The organism is Actomonas aquatica (assembly GCF_019679435.2).
Classification (GTDB): domain Bacteria; phylum Verrucomicrobiota; class Verrucomicrobiia; order Opitutales; family Opitutaceae; genus Actomonas; species Actomonas aquatica.
Genome location: NZ_CP139781.1, coordinates 1,037,316 through 1,051,296 on the forward strand (window position 1 = coordinate 1,037,316; position 13,981 = coordinate 1,051,296).

General features: G+C 64.7%; 12 protein-coding genes. 7 read left to right on the top strand and 5 right to left on the bottom strand.

Annotation, left to right across the window (positions count from 1 at the left end; genetic code table 11):
• Positions 1-116 precede the first annotated feature (116 nt).
• Positions 117-1,106, bottom strand: coding sequence for an ApeI family dehydratase (locus K1X11_RS03930; protein WP_225919699.1), 990 nt, complete (start codon positions 1,104-1,106; stop codon positions 117-119).
• Between the two features lie 230 nt (positions 1,107-1,336).
• Here K1X11_RS03930 and K1X11_RS03935 point away from each other — a divergent pair, with 230 nt between their 5' ends.
• Together K1X11_RS03935 and K1X11_RS03940 are read left to right on the top strand one after the other, a co-directional pair.
• Positions 1,337-2,497 carry a glycosyltransferase family 4 protein gene (locus K1X11_RS03935; RefSeq protein WP_221032974.1) on the top strand — a complete coding sequence of 387 codons (1,161 nt, stop codon included), beginning with the start codon at positions 1,337-1,339 and terminating at the stop codon, positions 2,495-2,497.
• A gap of 26 nt (positions 2,498-2,523) precedes the next feature.
• Positions 2,524-2,928, top strand: a complete 405-nt coding sequence (locus tag K1X11_RS03940; protein ID WP_221032975.1) for an acyl-CoA thioesterase — start codon at positions 2,524-2,526, stop codon at positions 2,926-2,928.
• On the opposite strand, the gene queG is transcribed toward K1X11_RS03940, so the two are convergent.
• Together queG and K1X11_RS03950 are read right to left on the bottom strand one after the other, a co-directional pair.
• Positions 2,918-4,084, bottom strand: a complete 1,167-nt coding sequence (queG, locus tag K1X11_RS03945; protein ID WP_221032976.1) for a tRNA epoxyqueuosine(34) reductase QueG — start codon at positions 4,082-4,084, stop codon at positions 2,918-2,920. The genes K1X11_RS03940 and queG overlap by 11 nt on opposite strands.
• Positions 4,074-4,673, bottom strand: coding sequence for a shikimate kinase (locus K1X11_RS03950; RefSeq protein ID WP_225919700.1), 600 nt, complete (start codon positions 4,671-4,673; stop codon positions 4,074-4,076). Before K1X11_RS03950 ends, queG begins: the two co-directional genes overlap by 11 nt.
• 106 nt (positions 4,674-4,779) lie before the next feature.
• Here K1X11_RS03950 and K1X11_RS03955 point away from each other — a divergent pair, with 106 nt between their 5' ends.
• The 4 genes from K1X11_RS03955 to K1X11_RS03970 all read left to right on the top strand — a co-directional run bounded on the left by K1X11_RS03955 (position 4,780) and on the right by K1X11_RS03970 (position 9,812).
• Positions 4,780-5,838, top strand: coding sequence for a threonine aldolase family protein (locus K1X11_RS03955; RefSeq protein WP_221032977.1), 1,059 nt, complete (start codon positions 4,780-4,782; stop codon positions 5,836-5,838).
• A gap of 78 nt (positions 5,839-5,916) precedes the next feature.
• Positions 5,917-6,810, top strand: coding sequence for a transglutaminase family protein (locus K1X11_RS03960; RefSeq protein ID WP_221032978.1), 894 nt, complete (start codon positions 5,917-5,919; stop codon positions 6,808-6,810).
• A gap of 31 nt (positions 6,811-6,841) precedes the next feature.
• A complete protein-coding gene (locus K1X11_RS03965; RefSeq protein ID WP_221032979.1) occupies positions 6,842-8,980 on the top strand; it encodes a transglutaminase family protein in 2,139 nt (712 codons plus the stop codon).
• A 127-nt stretch (positions 8,981-9,107) separates the two neighbouring features.
• On the top strand, positions 9,108-9,812 hold the full coding sequence (locus K1X11_RS03970) for a PAS domain-containing protein (protein ID WP_221032980.1): 705 nt from the start codon (positions 9,108-9,110) through the stop codon (positions 9,810-9,812).
• Here K1X11_RS03970 and K1X11_RS03975 read toward each other — a convergent pair.
• Positions 9,809-10,948, bottom strand: a complete 1,140-nt coding sequence (locus K1X11_RS03975; protein WP_221032981.1) for a glycosyltransferase family 4 protein — start codon at positions 10,946-10,948, stop codon at positions 9,809-9,811. The two genes, K1X11_RS03970 and K1X11_RS03975, sit on opposite strands and share 4 nt — an antisense overlap.
• Before the next feature lie 104 nt (positions 10,949-11,052).
• On the bottom strand, positions 11,053-11,838 hold the full coding sequence (locus K1X11_RS03980; protein ID WP_221032982.1) for an FKBP-type peptidyl-prolyl cis-trans isomerase: 786 nt from the start codon (positions 11,836-11,838) through the stop codon (positions 11,053-11,055).
• 126 nt (positions 11,839-11,964) lie between these two features.
• Between K1X11_RS03980 and K1X11_RS03985 the strand changes: the two genes are divergently transcribed.
• The gene (locus tag K1X11_RS03985) at positions 11,965-13,893 is read left to right on the top strand and encodes an LOG family protein (protein ID WP_221032983.1); all 1,929 of its coding nucleotides are present in this window, start codon (positions 11,965-11,967) and stop codon (positions 13,891-13,893) included.
• The last annotated feature ends 88 nt before the right edge of the window (positions 13,894-13,981 follow it).

Sequence of the window (13,981 nt, forward strand, 5' to 3'; positions counted from 1 at the left end):
GGGGATGAGCTAAGGCAGCGACGCCGCCCGGGTCAACGCGGCGGAATACCCGATTTCAGGCATTTTAAACCGGTCGCCGGCCCCGGACTGCGGGCGACTCTGCCCGCACGGAGGGGTTAGGCGTTCACCGCGGCCGCGATGGGCGGACGGGTGTCGTCGTCGTTGCTCTTGCCGGTCATCGGCGCCTTGGAGTCAACCGCGATGGGGGTGCCGTCAGCCGCCAGTTTCGATTCAACGTAAGCAAAGGTGAGCGTGATCTCCTCGGCCATCGCGGCCTTTTCCTGGCCCACGCGAATGGAACCTTCGAAGGTCGCCAACGGCATCTTGGTGCGCTTCGGCTTCACCGACATCGACAGCAGATCGCCCGGGCGGCAGATCCGGTGGCAACGCACGCCTTCACACGAAGTGAAGAAGATCTTGGACGGATCCATCGTCTTGCCTTCCTCGGGCGTGGTGCCCTCGAGCAAGTAGAGGACCGCGAGCTGGCCGAGGGCCTCAAGCATCAGCGAGGCCGGCATGACCGGGTTGTCCTTAAAGTGGCCTTGGAGGAAAAACTCCTGCCCCGTGATCTTATACTTACCCTGCGCGCCGTTGCCCACAATCGAGGCTTCGTTGAGGAACAGGAACGGGGCCTGAATCGGCATAACCGACACGATCTGCTCGATCGGCAGGAACTTCGTCGGCTTCGGCGGGGGCAAACCGCGCACTTTGCAATCAATGAAAGTTTTGATGTCACCGACGGTGCGCAGGTTACGCAGATCCTCATTGTTGATCTGCATCTGGAGCACGTCTTCCACCAGAATGACGATTTCCATCATCGTCAGGGAATCGATCCCGAGGTCTTCCACGAGACGCAGCTCGTCGTCGGCCTCCTTCAACTTGGCGCGCAGATCAGGCTCCACAAAGCGCTCGATCACACCGATAATCACTGCCGGTAAGTGACTGGCCTCCTGAGTCTTACGATAGGCAATCGCGGCCTCAATGGTCGCGGGCGAACACCGCTTGAGCGATTCGCGCAGCGCCGACTCATCTTCTATTGAGAACGGTTTGGGGGCCGTCTCCGGGGCCGCGTGGCCCTCCTGACCATCGAGGTCTCCTTTAGGCATGATTTTCGGTAGTTAGGTTTCGGTATTTTGAATGTAAACGTAATTCTTGGACCCACGCTGTGACGTTCCATCAGACCGACCGAGATCAAAAAGTTACTCAAACGTTGGTATTCCGACGCGGCTTTCCGCTGCTGACAGAATTTCAGAACCCGCGTTTGCATTCACTACGCCATTTTCAGTAAACGGTCGCTGTTTCATTCCGCGCGTCGCTTCGAGCGACCGCGTTTCCGATGTCCGATCCCGCCTTTAACCCTCTGTCGTCTCAGACGCTCTATCTCATCACGCACGAGTTTTACCCGAAGCGTGGCGGGATCGCGACCTTCACCGAGGAAATGGCCAAGGCATCGGTGGGACTCGGGCTCGATGTCGAGGTCTGGGCCCAGGAAGCCCCGACCGTGCGCGACGCCAGCCTGTGGCCGTTTCGGGTTTGGCGCATGCCGCTCAAGGGCACCCACGACCTGACATGTCAGCTTCGCTTGGCCTGGCAATTGATCCGCCGCCGCCGTGAGTTACGCCGAGCCACCGTCTACCTGCCGGAGCCCGGGCCGATGCTCACGCTGATGTTGCTCCAGCGCTTTCATGCCTTCCGGCCCAAACACCTCGTGCTCACGTTCCATGGCTCCGAGGTGCTGAAGTTTTACCGCAACCCGCTCATCCGTCCCCTCGCCCGCCGCCTCATCGGCTACGCCAACCGCATCAGCGTGCTCTCCGGCTACACCCGCGATCTGTTGCACACCCATTTCCCCGAGGCCCGCTCCAAGATTCTGCTCACGCCCGGCGCCCTGCGTTCCGACTTCGCTGTCGTGGAACACCCGGCCACCGCGCCCAATCCCAAGGTCGTCATCCTCACCGTGGGTCGGCTCCACCCGCGCAAGGGTCAGCTCATCACCCTGCAGGCCCTCCAAGCCCTCGCGCCCCGCTTCCGCGACCAGATCGAATATTGGCTGGTGGGCTCCACCGCCAAGGAGTCCTACGAGCAGAGCCTTCGCAGCACCGCCGCCCAGTGCGACTTCCCGGTGCGCTTCTTCGGCGATGTGCCCGACAACGAACTGAGCCGCATCTACGACCGCGCCGACGTCTTCGGCATGACCAGTATCGACTTTGGCAACAGCGTGGAGGGCTTTGGATTGGTCTACCTCGAGGCCGCCGCCCACGGCCTGCCCGTCGTCGCCCACGCCGTCGGCGGCGTGGCCGAAGCCGTCGCCGATGGTGAGACCGGCCTGCTGGTGCCGCCCCACCACCCGGCGCAGCTCACCGCCGCCTTCGAAAAACTCATCAGCGATCGCGCCCTGCGCGAACGCCTCGGCCAGGCCGGTTGGAACTGGGCCCGCCGCAACAACTGGTCGCATTCGGCCCGCGTGCTGTTCGGTGAGGCTCTCGCCGACTCCTGACACGTCCTGCGCCGTCGCCACCTTTCATGCTCGAATCCCGCACTACGATCCGCGTCCGCTATGCCGAGACCGACGCGATGGCTATTGTTTACCATGGCAGCTACCTGCCGTGGTTGGAGGTCGCTCGCACCCAATTGCTCCGCGATTACGGTTACCCTTACCGTGACCTGGAACAGGCCGGCTACCGCCTGCCCGTGCTCGATCTATCGGTGAGCTACCGCCGCCCCGCGGTCTATGACGACGACGTGGAAATCCACGCCGTGATCCGCGACCGCCCCGGCATTCGCATCAAAATCGATTACGAGATCCGCCGCGGCGAGGACCTGCTAGCGACCGCCCAGACGACGCACGCCTTCGTCGACGCCAAGGGCCAACCCACCCGCCCGCCGGCCGATTTTATGGCGGCCATGCGCGCCTATTTCACGGCGTAGGTTCACCGAATTCCGCCAGCACCGCGGCATCGGTCTCCCGCCCGCGCAACGCGGCCAGCTCGTCGAGCGTCGCGCCGAGTTCCCGCAAAGCCGCGACGGCATGGGCGCGCACCATCGCCCACTCACTCTCGGCCGCCAAGCGCCAGAGCGCCGGTCGGCACGCCAACGCTCCCGTATTCGCCGCGACGATACAGGCGTTGCGCAACAGGCCGCGCAGCTTGAGCCGCTTCACGGCCGTGCCTTTGAAGACGGCGGCGAAACGCTCCGGCGTCAGCGTCAGGATTTCTTCCAACGATAGCGCCGCGAGCTCCGGCCGCCGGTTCAGCAGCAGCGATTTCGAGGCCTGCGCAAACCGATTCCACGGGCACACCTCCGCACAGATGTCGCAACCATAGAGCCGATCGCCGATCCCGCGCCGCATTGCCCGCGGAATGATGCCGCGGTTTTCGATCGTGTGATAAGAGATGCAGCGCCGCGCATCCAATTCCCCCGGCGCGACCAGCGCCTGCGTCGGACACGCCTCAAGACACGCCGTGCACGAGCCGCAAAGCGTCCCCACCGGTCGATCCGCCGCCGCCCGACTCACGGGCGCATCGGGTTCGATCAAGATGCCGCCGCCTACCACGATGGCCGCCAGGAACAGCCAATTGCCAAACTCCCGCGAAATCAGCATGGCGTTTTTCCCCGTAAACCCCACCCCGGCGCGCGCCGCCCAACTGCGCTCCAGCACCGGCCCGGTATCGACGTAATACCGGTAGTCGGCTCCGCTGATGCCGCCCCATTGCTCCAGCACTTGCCCGGCCGCAACCAAACCCGGTTTGATCGAGTCATGGTAATCGTCGTGCAGCGCGTAACGCGCCCAGACGCCCGTGCCGCCCCCGTCCTCAGCCGGCACCGCCGCGGCCCCCACCGCCGGCGCCGGCGCGTAATTCACGCCCAACATCACCAGCGTGGTCGCCCCGGCCTGCACCTGCGTGACGTCGCGACGTTTCGCCCGCGAGCGTTCCATCCACGCCATGTCGGCCTGATGCCCCGAATCCAACCATCGCTCAAACGCATCCGCCCCTGGACTATCTCCGTCCACGCGGGCGAATCGCACCACGTCAAAACCGAGTGCGTGCAGTCGCTCCCGCAGAACCTCTCGATCAGCCGCCATGGGGCCCGGCCGCCTTGGCCTGTTTCTTCAACCAATCCGGCACTTCGCGGCGATACACCCGCATGACATGCGAGATGATGTCACTCGTCGGCCGGTGATCGGTCAGGATGACCGCGCCAGCCCGTTTGTAGACCGGCTCCCGCTCCTTGTAGAGCGCGCGGATGCGATCCATCGGATCCTCCACATCGAGCAACGGCCGATTCCGATTGGCCGAGGTGCGCTTTAAAATCGTTTCGAGCGACGCGTGCAGGCACACGACCACGCCCTTGCGCTTCAGCAGATCGAGCATGCCGGGCTGCACCACCAGACCGCCGCCGCAGGCCACCACGCAGTTTTCCGGCGGATGGCCCTCATCGATGAAATTTCGCTCCAACTGCCGAAAGAACGGCTCCCCTTCGTCGGGGTTCGCGAAGATTTCGGGGATCGTTTTCCCCATCGCCTTTTCGATTTCGTAGTCACTGTCCAACAGCCGGTATTTCAAGCGCTGAGCCACCGCGCGACCGATGGTCGTTTTGCCGGTGCCCATAAATCCCACCAGATACAAATTGGGCGCACTGAAACTGGAGCTGGCATCGGACGGTGGCATCATGCGCAGCGAAGGCACCACACCGGTGCTTGCCAAACCACAAAATTCTTCGCCTTTCGCTCGCAAGCCTTTGCCCGCAAGGTCTCCGCTTCCGTATAGCATTACTGTCATGTCCGACTCCGAGTTCCATCATTTCGCCAGCGACAATACCTCCGGCATTTGCCCAGAAGCCTGGGCTGCCCTCCAAGCCGCCAACACCGGCTTCGAACCGTCCTACGGCGACGACGAATGGACGACTCGCGCGTGCGACCTCATCCGCACTGTCTTCGACAAACCTGACGCCGAGATCTTCTTCGTCTTCAACGGCACCGCCGCCAACTCCCTGGTGCTCGCCTCGCTCTGCCAGAGCTACCACAGCGTCGTTTGTCACGAGGTGGCCCACGTCGAGACCGACGAATGCGGCGCGCCCGAGTTCTTTTCCAACGGCACCAAAATCCTCACCGCCACCGGCCCGCACGGCAAACTCACCCCGGCCGCCGTTGAGCGCATCATCCGCAAGCGCACCGACATTCACTACCCGAAGCCCCGCGTGCTTTCGCTCACCCAATCCACCGAGTTTGGCACCGTTTACACCACGGCCGAGATCAACGCCCTCTGCACCCTCGCCCACGCCCATCAACTGAATGTGCACATGGACGGCGCTCGTTTCGCCAACGCCGCCGCCGCCCTCCGCGAGCGCGAGGGCGCCACCCCGGCCGACTTCACCTGGCGCGCCGGCGTCGACGTGCTCAGCTTTGGCGGCACCAAAAACGGCATGAACACCTCCGAGGCCGTCGTGTTCTTCCGCCCCGAACTCGCCCGCGAGTTTGACTACCGCTGCAAGCAGGCCGGCCAACTCGCCTCCAAGATGCGTTTCCTCAGCAGCCAATGGGTCGGCATGCTCGAGAACGACAACTGGCTGCGTCACGCCGGCCACGCCAACACCATGACCCGCCGCCTCGCCGACGCCGTGCGCGACATTCCTGGCGTGGAGCTCTTCATCGAACCCGAGGTCAACGCCGTCTTCGTCGACATGCCGCCCGCCGTCGCCGCCGCCATGCACCACCGCGGTTGGCATTTCCACAACTTCCTCGGCCCCGAGCGCTACCGCCTCATGTGCAGCTGGGCCACGCAGGAGACCGAGATCGAGAACTTCGCCCGCGATTTGCGCGAGGTCGTCGCCGTCTAGGCTCGATCCCTGCTGCCCGCCGCTCCATCAACTCCTCACCGTTGGCGTGCCCTCTGACGCGCCAACGGGACGTCCTCCATGATTCTCCGCATCACCCACGAGACCCGCTACCGTTACGCCGAACCGGTGTCTCTTTCCGGCCATCTGCTCTACCTGCGACCGCGTGAAAACTCCCGCCAGCGCCTGCATCACTTCGACCTGTCGATCTCGCCCGACCCGATCCTCTCGCGCGTCGAAGACCCCCTCGACAACGAGCGCTGGACCATCCGTTTTCCGGAGAACACCGACCACCTCGACCTCGTCTCCACCGCCGTCGTCGAGACCCTTGAGAGCAACCCGTTCAACTTCGTCCTCGATCCCTCCGCCATCGAGTCGCCTTTCGAATACGCGCCGGAGCTGAAGTTCGCTCTCGGACCCTACCTCGCGCCGCCCTTCGACGACACCCAACGCGCGCTGCAGGCCTGGCTCGACCAAAACTTCGCCGAACGTCCCCGCAACACCGTGGAGATGCTCACCGCCTTCAGCCAACTCATCTACGAGCGCCTCACCTACGTGCGCCGCGAGGAGCGCGGTATCCAACCTTCCCTTACGACGCTCGAGCTCGGCGGCGGCGCCTGCCGGGACTTCGCCGTGCTCTTCACCGAGCTCTGCCGCACCCTCGGTCTCGCCGCCCGTTTTGTCAGCGGCTACATGCACGCTCCCGACGGTGACGACCATCGCACCATCGGTGCCATGCACGCTTGGGCCGAGGTTTACCTGCCCGGCGCCGGCTGGAAGGCCATCGATCCCACCCACGGTATCTGGTGCGACGATCGTTTTGTGCCCGTCGCCCACGGCGCTCAGGCCGAGGTCGTCAACCCCGTGCAAGGCGATTACTTCGCGCCGCATCCCGTCGCCTCGTCGCTCGAGGTCAGTGTGATTGTCGAACCCACCGAACTCCCCGCCTCCTCCCAGCAGCAGCAACAGTCATAAAGCGCCTCCGACGCCCTCTCCCTTTCCCATCGTGAGCTCTCCTTACTCCGCCTGCGCCTCCGCCATCGAAGCCTCCCTGCGCCGCACCGACGTCGCCATCACCATGGGTGGTGAACCGACCTTTGTGCCGCTCCACCCGGAGGGCGCCGAGTGGGCCACCGCCGCGCTCGGCCCCACCAAACTCGACTACGCCCGCCGCTTCGCCCTGCGCCTCATCCGCGACACCTTTCCCGGCGCCGTCCTGCTCGAGACCACCGGCAAACACTACCCCGGTGAACCGCTCCCGCGCTGGACCCTGCTCCTGCAACGTCGCGCCGACGGCAAACCCGTCTGGAAAAACGCCAAACGTCTCCGCGGCGACATCAAGCCCGGCAAACACCGCCTCGCCGACGCCCGCGCCGTCCTGCAAAAACTCGCCCGCACCCTCGGCGTCGGCACCCGCACCATTCGACCGCTCGCCAACGGCGGCAAATCCGCCGGCTACGTCCTGCCGCTCGACCACGTTGACGAAACCTGGATCACCGACAATTGGCGCGCCGATTTCGACGGCGCCGTCGAACTTTTCCCCGGCGACGGTTACGCCGGCCTGCGCCTCCCCCTCGGTCAACTCGCCGAGGGCCGCCTCCGCCGCGCCCTCACCGTCGAGTTGCGCGACGGCGCCGTGAGCGTGTTTGTGCCGCCGCTGCTCACCGCGCCCTACCTCGAACTGCTCAGCCACATCGAGGATGCCTTCGCCGCCGTCAAACTCACCGGCTGCACCCTCACCGGCTATGCCCCGCCATCCGATCCGGAGCTACCCACCATCGGCTTCGCCTCCGATCCCGGCGTCTTGGAAATCAACCTTGCGCCCTGCCCCGACTGGACCGCCTACGACACCCAACTCGAGGCGCTCTACACCGCCGCCACCAAAGTCGGCCTCACCGCGCGTAAGTTCCAGTTCAACGGCCGCGAGACCGGAACCGGCGGCGGCGCCCATGTAGTCTTCGGCGGCCCCGACGGCCTCTATTCGCCGTTCTTCGCCTTCCCCCATTTCCTGCCGTCGGTCATCCGCTACTTCCAGCATCACCCGTCGCTGAGTTTTGCCTTCACGGGCCTCTACATGGGCCCGAGCTCGCAGGCCCCGCGCATCGACGAATCGACCTACGAGGCGCTCTACGAACTCGAAATCGCCTGCGCCGGCGCCGAGTCGCTCGGCCATCCGCCCAACCTGCCGCAGTTCGACCTGCTCTTTCGCGACCTGCTCATGGATCGCTCGGGCAACACCCACCGCGCCGAGATCAGTGTCGACAAACTCTACAATCCTTTCGCACCCAACGGCCGCCTCGGCCTGGTCGAATTTCGCGCCTTCGAGTCCCATCCCGACGCCTCCACGCTCAGCCTCCACGGTCTTCTGCTGCGCGCCGTGCTCGCGCGCCTCGTCGGCGATCCGTTCAAGGCCAGCTTTGTCCGCTGGAACGGCGAGTTGCACGACCGCTTCCTGCTGCCGTCCTTCATCTGGCAGGACCTGCAGGCCATCTGCGCCGATCTCGCCGCCCACGACATTCCCTTCGATGTGGAATGGTTGCGACCCTACTGGGAGTGGCGTTTCCCCGCACTCGGCGCCTTCAAACTCACCTACGAGGACGACAAAAAGAAGTCGCACGACGCCGACGTCGTTTTCCGCCAAGCCCTCGAAGCCTGGCCGCTCCTCGGCGAGTCGCCCAACGCCGGCACCGTGTCGCGCACCGTCGATTCCAGTATGGATCGCATCGAGGTCGCCGTCTCCGATCCCGAGTTGCTGGAGCGCGGCATCCTGCTCGCCAACGGCTATCCCTGCACTTTCCGCACCGCTGGCGAGACCACCGCCTGCGGCATCCGTTTCCGCGCGTTCCACCTCTACCCGTCGTTGCATCCCCACGTGCCCGTGCACGCGCCGGTGCTGCTCGAGTGGGTCGATCGCGCCACGCTCACCGTCGTGTCCGCCGCGCGCTGGCACGTCTGGAATCCGACTGGCACGCCCTACCACACCCGCCCCGCGACGCCGAAAGAGGCGCAGGTTCGCCACGCCTCGCGCTGGGAGGATTGGCCGCACACCGTCGGCCAGAGCCGCTGGATCCCGGAAATCAGTTTCCCGCCGGAAGGCCAACACACCCTCGACCTGCGCCGCTACCCGGCCCAGGCCCGCGGGTGAGGGCTTCCAACGCTCCTGCCGGGATCGGTTGGTTTACGGGTCTCCGCTAAGTATATTCAGCAAGGATTCCGCCAAAAGTGGATCCCCCTTCGTGCCGTTGTGAAGGCAGGCAGATTTCGCCTGCTCTATGCGACCACAACCCACCGCCGAAACCAAACTACGCCAACGGATCGTAGCCCTGGAACAGCTCGTTTCTCGCCTGACCGAAGCCGCCGCCGCTTCCGACCACCGGGACTCCAGCTGGATCTTCGCCGTGCAAGGCAGTCGCGACGGCGTCTGGGACTGGAACGCCGTGACCAATGAGGTGTATTTTTCGCACCGCTGGAAAGAGATGCTGGGCTACGAGGAGGCAGATATTGGTTCCCACGTCGAAGAGTGGTCGAGTCGCCTGCATCCCGATGACGTCGCCAGCGTTTTTGCCGATCTCAACGCCCATCTCAATGGCGAGACGCCCTACTACGAAAACGAGCATCGCCTGCGCTGCAAAGACGGCACCTATCGCTGGATCCTCGATCGCGGCAAAGTCGTGAGCTGGACCGAAGACGGCAAAGCACTGCGCGTCGTTGGCACCCACACCGAGATCCATCACCGCAAGGAGGCGGAGTTGGAAAATCTCCATCTCATGGCCGAGCTCAAGGACGCCCTCGCTCACGTCAAAACCCTCAAGGGTATGATCCCGATTTGCTGCTGCTGCAAAAAAGTCCGCGACGACAAGGGCTACTGGGGCCGCGTCGAAACCTACATTCGCAATCACTCCGACGCCGACATCACTCACACCTATTGTCCGCAGTGCGCGCGCCGGGCGATCGCCGACATGCCTGAACGCGTTTAGGCACCAGCGTTCTCGTTTGCGGCATCCCCCAGCACCCCGGCAAACCCATCGATGATCGCCGCCCACGTGCAACCTCGCATGGTGCGCGCAGCAGCGGCTCGCACCTCCGGCCAGTCCGCGCGACGCGTCACCACCTCAACGGCGCGAGCCTTGAATCGCTCCGCGTCGTCGAAGGGCACCAGGTAACCGTTCTCCGCCTCCCGCACGTGTTCCCGTGGCGCCGCATAATCGTAGCCGAGCACCACCAAACCACTCGCCATCGCTTCCGTGACCACGTTGCCAAAGGTTTCGGTCACACTCGCGAACAGGAACAGATCGGCAGACGCGTAGTGCGCCGCCAATTCCTCGCCCCGCCGCATACCCGCGTAGTGAAAATCTGGATGCGCCGCCTCGATGGTCGCCCGCGCTGGACCATCGCCGACCAGCACAAGTTTCGCCGACGGAACCCGGGCGCGAATCCCTTCAAACGCCGCCACCACGAGGCCGATGTTTTTCTCCGCCGCCATCCGGCCGACGTAGAGCACCACCACATCCTCGGGCGCCGCCCCCCACTGCGCCCGCAGCGCGTCATCCCGCCGGTCCGGCGAAAACAAGGTCGTATCCACGCCCCGCGACAGCACGCCCAGCCGCTCAAAGCCTTCCGCCGCCAGCTCGTCCACCATCTGCCGGGTCGGCACCAGTGTGCGTCGGGTCGCGTTGTGAAACCTCCGCATCCACCACAGCGCCAACGACCGCCCCAATCCGATCCCGTAGTGCGCGCCGTATTGATGGAAATTGGTGTGATAACTCGATGTCACCGGCAGACCGAGCGACCGCGCCGCCCGCAGCGCCGCCACGCCCAACGGCCCTTCCGTCGCCACGTGCACCACGTCCGGTCGCGCGCTCTGCCACCGTCGGCGCAAGCGGCGCGTCACCGGCAAGCCCATCCGCAGGCTGCGATAAAACGGGATCGGCATGCCAGGCACCACCCACTCGCACTCCGGCACCGCGGCGTCCGCCGCTTCGTGGGCTTGGCGCGGCCGCACCACCTCCACCACGTGACCACGCTCGCGCAGGCCATCGACCAGCCGCCCCAAGGTCATGGCCACGCCATTTACCTCAGGACGAAACGTTTCGGTCACCAACGTGATGCGCACGGTCCCTTTCTCGACCCCGCGCGACGCCACGCAATCGAATTACCGCGACCCGCTGTTACATCCGGGTAACGAACCGGCCTGGTGAGGAACCCTGCCAAGATCGCTCAGGACTGCTCTTCGACCGCGGTGGCGGCCGGCGCGTCCGCCACCGGCGTCAGAATCTGCAACAACTCCACGTCAAAAATCAGCGTCGCGCCCGGCGGAATGTCGCCGCTGCCAAAATCACCGTAGGCGAGCTCCGGCGGCACGAAGAGGCGGATGCTGCCGCCTTCACCGATCAACTGCACCCCTTCGGTCCAGCCCGGGATGACCTCGGTCAGACGCGTTTCGTAGGCTTCGCCGCCTTCCGACGAATCAAAAATAGCTCCACTCAGCAAACGGCCGGTGTAGTGCACCCGCACCCGGTCGCTGGCCAACGGTTTACGCTCCCCGCCAGGAACCTTCACTTCGTAGCCCAAGCCGCTCGGCGTGATCACCACGCCGGGCTGCGTGGCCAGATCCTCCCAGAACGCGACCGCCGCCGCTTCCTGCTCGGCTTTCTGCACGGCCTGCGCCGCCTCAAATTTCTCCTGCATGAATTGGGCGATGAACGTGCCCACCTGCTGCAGGTCGACCGCCGGCTCTTCACCGCGCGACGCCATGCGCATCCCGCGCAACACCGCTTCCACCTCGGAATCATCGAGCGCCAGCATGCTCATCCCGGACCGCATCCCGGTCATCCAACCAAAGATCTCCAGCATCTGTTCTTCGCTCAACTGCGCTTCCGGCAGCGGCGCGGCTGCCACCGCCTCCGGAGCCGCCGGCGCAGGGGGCGCGCTTTGAGCGAACCCGACCGAAGCCGCGATCAAAAGAATGCCGGAATACGAAACACGAAGAAACGAGGAGCGCATAAACGAACGAGAGGGGGGGGGGGAACAGGTTTGAAACGGTCAAACTGTTCCCTGGCGACCCTCGGCGCAATCTCCGACTCCTCCCTTGTCAGGACGCGCTTTCTTGCCATGGTTCTTGCCCCCCCTATGAACGCCGATTCCTTCTGGACGAGCCAAGACGGCCAAATCCTCAATGTGCGCCCCCAGGGAGACGACCAGCCGGTCGCCCTCACCCTGGCCTTCTGGCCGCGCAATCCCTCCGAATTCGAATATCTCAAGGCGCACCTCGCCGAGCTTAAGTTCTCCCTCCGCTCCACCCTCGCGCGCATCGGGATCGAGATGCTCATCCAGGAAACCGCCCGCATCGACGGCAACCGCGTCGTCCTCGAGGCCGAGGCCTTCCTTTACGACCTCTCCTTCCCGCACGCCGCCTACTGGCGCAAACTCCTGCGCCTCGGCACGCCGGTCGGTCGCCTCTTCGTCGCTCCGGCCGCCGCCAAGCTCACCACCGCCGAGATCTGGGAAGCCATCCGCGCCAACGTGCTCAAGCTGCCCAACACGATCTCCATCGATCGTGATGGACACGTGTTCCTCACCCCCCACCACGTCCGCTACACCCTCAAACCCGACCTCGACCGCGAGTCCTTCCAGCGCCTCGTCTCGGGCAACGCCGGCCGCAGCTTCCTCGACAAGGTCCAGATCCGCCACGCCGCGTCCCCCCTCGCCATCCCGCCGCACTCCGGCGTCCTCACCAGCTGCTCCCTGTATCTCAAAGAGCACTACGTCGTCCTCAACCAGGGCGCCGGCAACTTCGGCATCCACACCAGTGCCGTCCTGCTCGACCCGGTGAAGACCTTCGGCACCAACATCATGTTGGAAATCTACAACCAGGGCGAGGAGCCGGTCGTGAATCCCATGGTGTCGGTCGAGATCTTCCGCGCCCCCGAGCGCGACGGTTCCCAAGTCAAGACGCTCACCGCCAAACGCGAACGTCTCATCTCTGTCGCCCAGGACACCTTCGCCTGCCTCGACGACCGTCCGCCCGAGCCGGGGGCGGCCAAGGACGCGCCGAAGCCCCGCCTGCGGGTCGCGTTGCGCGGCCAACACGCGCAGATGGAAAACGCCTGCCACTTCCTCCACGTCGGCAACAACGGCCACAACCTCAAGGAAGTCCTCGCCGACACCGAGGGCGCCTGCGGCTACCCGACCTTGTTGCACGCCCTAGAGCACGCGCCCGCCAACGCCGACACGTTGGTGACCCACTGCTTCCCCAACCTGCCCGAGCAGGTCGAGCTGCTCACCCGCCTCCCCGACCTCAAGCTCAAGCGCATCATCTTCCGCAGCGCCTCGCGCACCCACGGGTTCTTCCTCTCGCACAACGCCCACGGACGCCTCGACACCCTCAACGCCCTCGGCATCGACGTCTACTGGTATAACCCCCAGCTCGGCGACCTCTTCCTCCACACCTACAAGAAGAACCACGGCTTCTTCATCCGCGAAGAGATGCAGCGCCGCTTCCAGGAGTCGACCATCCTCGCGTTCTACGGCAGCGCTGTCGGCCTCACCGACGAGCAGACCGAAAACATCTCGATCCTCATCGAGAAACTCACCCGCTACATGGCCCCCAACGTCGGCGTGCTCACCGGCGGCGGCGGCGGCGTGATGGGCCTCGCCTGCGAAAAAGCCCGCTCCGAAGGTGGCCTCACCGGCGCCTGCTTCCTCGAACTCGAAGCCCAGCCGCCCAAGCTCGGCGTCGACTTCTTCAACACCTTCCAGGAGTCGTCCCGCCACTTCCGCCAAAAGTGGTTCGAAGTCGCCGATTTTTGCATCTTCAACGTCGGCGGTGTCGGCACCCTCGAGGAAATCGGCATCGAGCTCTGCAACCTCAAGCTCGGCATCCGCCCCCGCGTGCCCTTCGTCTTCTTCGGCGCCGACTACTTCAACCACCTGCGCAAGCAGATCACCCACATGGTCAACGAAGGCCGCGCCCCGGCCTGGATGCTCGATTACATGCTCTTCACCGACGACCCCGACGCCGTCGTCGCCTTCTACCGCGAGAAACTCCAGGTCCTCTGATCGTCCCGGCCGGCTCGCCGACCGCGACGGAGTTGAAGGGTTAAGTTTAAGTTGAAGCCCCCGGGACCACCGACGTGAGCGCGAGCAA

Bases quoted from the DNA above. Each gene is read 5' to 3' on its own strand.
- K1X11_RS03950 (WP_225919700.1), bottom strand. From the start codon at position 4,673: ATGATGCCACCGTCCGATGCCAGCTCCAGTTTCAGTGCGCCCAATTTG.
- K1X11_RS03960 (WP_221032978.1), top strand. From the start codon at position 5,917: ATGATTCTCCGCATCACCCACGAGACCCGCTACCGTTACGCCGAACCG.
- K1X11_RS03985 (WP_221032983.1), top strand. From the start codon at position 11,965: ATGAACGCCGATTCCTTCTGGACGAGCCAAGACGGCCAAATCCTCAAT.
- K1X11_RS03930 (WP_225919699.1), bottom strand. From the start codon at position 1,106: ATGCCTAAAGGAGACCTCGATGGTCAGGAGGGCCACGCGGCCCCGGAG.
- queG (WP_221032976.1), bottom strand. From the start codon at position 4,084: ATGGCGGCTGATCGAGAGGTTCTGCGGGAGCGACTGCACGCACTCGGT.
- K1X11_RS03935 (WP_221032974.1), top strand. From the start codon at position 1,337: ATGTCCGATCCCGCCTTTAACCCTCTGTCGTCTCAGACGCTCTATCTC.
- K1X11_RS03955 (WP_221032977.1), top strand. From the start codon at position 4,780: ATGTCCGACTCCGAGTTCCATCATTTCGCCAGCGACAATACCTCCGGC.
- K1X11_RS03940 (WP_221032975.1), top strand. From the start codon at position 2,524: ATGCTCGAATCCCGCACTACGATCCGCGTCCGCTATGCCGAGACCGAC.
- K1X11_RS03970 (WP_221032980.1), top strand. From the start codon at position 9,108: ATGCGACCACAACCCACCGCCGAAACCAAACTACGCCAACGGATCGTA.
- K1X11_RS03980 (WP_221032982.1), bottom strand. From the start codon at position 11,838: ATGCGCTCCTCGTTTCTTCGTGTTTCGTATTCCGGCATTCTTTTGATC.